Origin of the sequence: Dyella sp., assembly GCF_035508675.1 — a bacterium.
GTDB lineage: Bacteria > Pseudomonadota > Gammaproteobacteria > Xanthomonadales > Rhodanobacteraceae > Dyella_B.
On record NZ_DATJMN010000262.1, the window covers coordinates 1 to 4,820 of the forward strand.

The 4,820-nt window shown below is 63.4% G+C and carries 4 protein-coding genes and 1 pseudogene; 2 read left to right on the forward strand and 3 right to left on the reverse strand.

From position 1 onward, the window contains the following. Both VMA74_RS13690 and VMA74_RS13695 read right to left on the reverse strand, forming a co-directional pair. A pseudogene (locus tag VMA74_RS13690) lies at positions 1–209 on the reverse strand (hypothetical protein); the annotation flags it as partial. A 15-nt stretch (positions 210–224) separates the two neighbouring features. After that, positions 225–581, reverse strand: coding sequence for a hypothetical protein (locus VMA74_RS13695; RefSeq protein WP_325367858.1), 357 nt, complete (start codon positions 579–581; stop codon positions 225–227). Between the two features lie 309 nt (positions 582–890). Here VMA74_RS13695 and VMA74_RS13700 point away from each other — a divergent pair, with 309 nt between their 5' ends. After that, entirely contained in the window at positions 891–1,478 is a 588-nt protein-coding gene (locus VMA74_RS13700) for a glycine zipper 2TM domain-containing protein (protein ID WP_325367860.1), read from the forward strand. Between the two features lie 221 nt (positions 1,479–1,699). Continuing rightward, on the forward strand, positions 1,700–4,243 hold the full coding sequence (locus tag VMA74_RS13705; RefSeq protein WP_325367861.1) for an exo 1,3/1,4-beta-D-glucan glucohydrolase: 2,544 nt from the start codon (positions 1,700–1,702) through the stop codon (positions 4,241–4,243). A gap of 97 nt (positions 4,244–4,340) precedes the next feature. Here the strand turns inward: VMA74_RS13705 and VMA74_RS13710 are convergent. Then, positions 4,341–4,820, reverse strand: a 480-nt coding sequence (locus VMA74_RS13710; protein WP_325367863.1) for a tryptophan 7-halogenase, incomplete at its 5' end; no start/stop codon positions are given.

Here is a 4,820-nt window from a genome sequence, read left to right on the forward strand (position 1 = left end):
ATATGCGCACGATACAACTCGACGCCAGAACGATGCGCGGGGCAGCGAAATTCGGCGGTATCGACAGGGTTACCAAAGGAATGGGGAACGCCTTGCATGGACGGATGATGGCATAGGAAACGGCCGCCTTTCGTCTCCCAACCGCAATCAATCGCTTTCGTTTCCAACGAAAAGCCCGGCGGGTAGCCGGGCTTTTCATCAAGCGCCATTCGATGCTCGCAGACCTATTGGCCGTAATAGCGCGTGGTGTATACCACGGTGCGGGTGGTGACAACCGGCGGTGGTGCGGCTGCATAGACCACCGTTTGCGGCGGCGCGTAGTAGACCGGCGGCGGAGGTGGTGCAACGGCGTTCTCGACCAGACCGGCCACGGCACCCGCAACGACCGCGCCGGCAATCCAGCGGCCACCGCTCCAATAACCGCCACGGTGCCAATCGCGGTCATGCCAGCCGCCGCGATCCCAACCGCCGTGATGTCCCCAACCATCGTGATCGTGCGCCGACGCCGCCAGCGGCGTCGCCAACACAGCTGCAACGGCCAAACCCGCCAACATACGACTGACTGCTACATGCTTGCTCATGACGACCTCCGTTGGTGTCGGCTTCGATGCTCTGCTCGATCTGCTTAATAAGCACTGAAAGTTTTCTTGTCGCTTATGCGACATGGTTCCGACCGTAGACTTGCGTCACGCGGCATGATGTACGGCGCTGGCGCTTGCGCAGGTCTTGCCACGCCCTTTTTGCAGGGTGACGTAGGCCGACCTGTAGCATTTAGCGATTGCTAATGCATCATGTGGGTACTGTTCAGCCTTGTCGCCATTCAATGAGCAGCATGGAATGCAGGGGTGAACGCAATGTTTGATTTAGTGACCGAAATGGGGGATTCAAAGATGAGCAAATTCGCAATCAAGACGCTTTGCGCGGCTGTCGCAGTGGCAGCTGTCGCCGGCCTGACGGGCTGCAGCCATCAGGCCAACGCGGACCCGGCGCTGGATGCCTCGCAGCAGCAGCAGCAGCAACAACAAGCGGCAGGTCCGGAGTACGCACAGGTCGTTAGCGTGACGCCGGTACACCAGCAAGTGAACACCCCGCATCAGGTCTGCCAGGACGTAGTGGTGAATCACACCGAGCCGCCGAAGGACCAGCACAACATCGCCGGTACGGCGATCGGTGCGGTGGCCGGTGGCCTGCTGGGACACATGATCGGCCATGGCAAGGGCAACACCCTGGCCACAGTGGGCGGCGCGGTGGCGGGCGGTTATGCAGGTAACCGCATTGAAAACTCCCATCACCAGAGCCAGGTGACGTCCACCACCGAGCACGAGTGCAAGACGGTCACCGATTCCAGCGACCGCGTCATCGGCTACGACGTACAGTACGTCTACAACGGCGTGACGCGTACCACCCGCATGGATCATGACCCGGGTAACCGCGTGCAGGTGCAGGAAGGCGTGGTGTCGGTTTCCGACGCTCGCTAAGCCCAGCAAACACCGCGGTTTCGCGGACATAAGGTGGCGATCCATCGGGTCGCCACCTTTTTTATTGCCCGCCGCCCTCGGCTGTCGCTGACACGATCCTTGTCCACATCGCCCAGCCCTGGCCTGTCCAGATAATTGACAGCGCTGTCATATCCCAAGAACATGGCCGCCACATTCCACCGGGGCGGCCCAGCCGGCACCCCTCCAACCAAGGACCGCGCATGCATCACGCTCAAGGCGTTTGTTCGTTCCGTCTGGGTTTCCTGTGCTTTTCCGCGTTAGCCGTGGCCCTGCCTGCGTTCGTTCTGGCCCAGGATCAGGCCGGCAGCGCCGTCGTGCACCCGCAAACCTGGCCAACGGCACATTCGCCACTGCCGCCCGATCCGCAAGGGGAACAGCGCATCCGCGCGTTGCTGGCGTCGATGAGTACCGAGGAAAAGGTCGGCCAGATCATCCAGGCCGACATCGGCAGCGCGACGCCGGAGGACGTGCGCAACTACCACCTTGGCTCCGTGCTGGCCGGCGGCAATTCGAAGCCTGGCGGCGGGCGCCTTGCCGATGCACAGCAATGGCTGGCGCTGGCACAAGCCTATGAGCGCGCGGCCGTGAACGTGCCCAAAGGACATCCGGCCATCCCCCTGCTGTTCGGTATCGATGCCGTGCACGGTAACAACGGCGTGGTGGGCGCGACGATTTTTCCGCACAACGTGGCGCTTGGCGCCGCGCACGATCCGGCGCTGATCCGCAAGATCGGCGCGGCCACCGCGGAAGAAGTGCGCGCCATCGGGCTGAACTGGGCCTTCGCACCGACGCTGGCCGTGCCGCAGGACGTGCGCTGGGGCCGCAGCTATGAAGGCTTTTCGTCCAATCCCAAACTGGTGGCGGAATATGCGCCGGCGGCGGTGGAAGGCCTGCAAGGCGAGCCCGGCACGCCGGAGTTTCTCGACGCACACCATGTGATCGCCAGCGCCAAGCACTTCCTGGGCGACGGCGGCACCCACAACGGCGTCGACCAAGGCGATGCGCAAGTCAGCGAAGCCACCTTGCGCGACATCCACGGCGCCGGCTATGCGCCGGCGATCGATGCCGGCGTGCAAACGGTGATGGCATCGTTCTCCAGCTGGAACGGCGTGAAGATGACCGCCAACAAGGGGCTGCTCACTGGCGTGCTGAAAGATCGCATGCATTTCGATGGCTTCGTGGTGGGTGACTGGAATGCGCACGGCCAGGTTCCCGGTTGCAGCAACGAGGATTGCCCCGCCGCCATCAATGCCGGGCTGGACATGTACATGGCGCCGGACAGCTGGCGCGGCCTCTACCAACACACACTGCAGGAAGTGCACAACGGCACGATTCCGATGGCGCGCCTGGACGATGCGGTCACGCGCGTGCTGCGCGTAAAACTGCGGCTTGGCTTGCTTGATGCGGGCAAATTGCCGGCGCAGCCGCTGGCCGGCGAGTTCGATCTGATCGGCAGCCCTGCCCATCGCGCACTGGCGCGCCAGGCGGTGCGCGAATCGCTGGTGCTGCTGAAGAACGATCACCACCTGCTGCCGCTTGATCCGCGCAAACACATCCTGGTAGCTGGCGACGGCGCAGACAATATTCCCAAGCAAAGCGGCGGCTGGACCCTCACCTGGCAGGGCACAGGCACCACCAATGCCAATTTCCCGCATGCGCAGTCGATCTGGAGCGGTATCCGCGAACAGGTGGAAGCGGCCGGCGGCACCGCGACGCTTTCGGTGGATGGTACGTACCAGCACAAACCCGATGCCGCCATCGTGGTATTCGGCGAAGATCCGTATGCGGAATTCCAGGGCGATATTCCCAACCTGGCCTACAAGCCGGGCGACGACAGCGATCTGCAATTGCTCAAGCGGCTGCATGCGCAAGGCATCCCGGTGGTGGCGGTGTTCCTGTCGGGGCGCGTGCTGTGGGTGAATCCGGAAATCAACGCATCCGATGCCTTCGTGGCGGCCTGGCTACCCGGCTCGGAAGGCGGCGGCATTGCCGACGTGCTGCTGCGCAAGCGCGACGGCAGCATCCAGTATGATTTCCACGGCAAGCTTTCCTACGCCTGGCCGCGCACTGCAGCGCAGACCAGCCAGACCGCGCCGAATCCGCTGTTCCCGTTTGGCTACGGTCTGAGCTATGCCAACAACGGCGATTTGCCGATGCTGTCCGAAGACCCTGGCATGCATCTCGATCACGCGCAGAGCGGCGTGTATTTCAGGCGCGGCAAGCCGATGGAGGGCTTCTCGCTGATCCTCACGGACCAGGGCGGCGACAGCCAGGCCGTCACCGCGATGCCGGCCACCAGCCGCCACGGCGACCTGCGTGTGACGGCGGTCGATTATCACGTGCAGGAAGACGCGCGCCGCTTTGCGTGGACGGGCCAGCATGATGCACAGCTCGCCATTACCTCGCCGACGCCGCAGGACCTGTCCCGCCAGACCAATGGCGACATCCAGCTCGTAGCGACGCTGCGTGTCGACAAGCTGGGACAAGGCGACGCAAGCATCGGCATGGGTTGCGGCGCAAGCTGCCATGGCGAGGTGCCCGTGCAGGGCACGCTCGCGTCATTGCAGCAAGGCCAATGGGTTCGCCTGGGCGTGCCGCTCAAGTGCCTGCAGAAGCACGGCGCGGACATGCGCCGCATCGAGCAGCCCTTCGTATTGCGCGATGCGCCCGGCACCGCGATCTCGATCACGTCGGTGACGTTGGCGGCGAACGCGGATCGCACGGTGGAATGCGGCGGTCAATGATGTGAGGTAATGGCGGGGACTGGGATGCAATCCCAGCATCGGGACGCACGGCAAGCTAGGATTTCATCCCAGCCTACGCGAGGCCAGCAAGGCTGGCTCATGCATTTTCATGCATCCCGTGCGTCGCCCCGCTACGCTGCAAATACGCCCGGCACATCTGTTCGACCAATTCGCGATGCTTGGGCAGATCCTTCATCGCGTGCGCTGAAACCTGCTGGATTGCCGCAAACTCGCGCCGCGCCTCGTCCATGCGTGGATAGCTGGCACGCATGGGCTCCAGGTCCGTGCGGAATTCCATGCCGTACAGCACGTACTGCCAGCTCGACGGCAGGAACATTTCCAGGTCGGTGACGAAATCCAATCGATGCGGCGGCCGATATCGCCATGCCGCCAGGCGATCGCGCAGCGTTTCGGGGATGCTCGCCGGATCGGTGTTGTCGCACCAGAACGCGCTGTCCGTGCGTTGCGTCAGGCAGTAGTGCATCTTGATGAAATCCAGCACGCGCTCGTAGCGCGCGCACATCATGGCGTTGAAATGCTTCGCCGCACGTTCCATGTCGTCGAGCTCCGTCGGCAG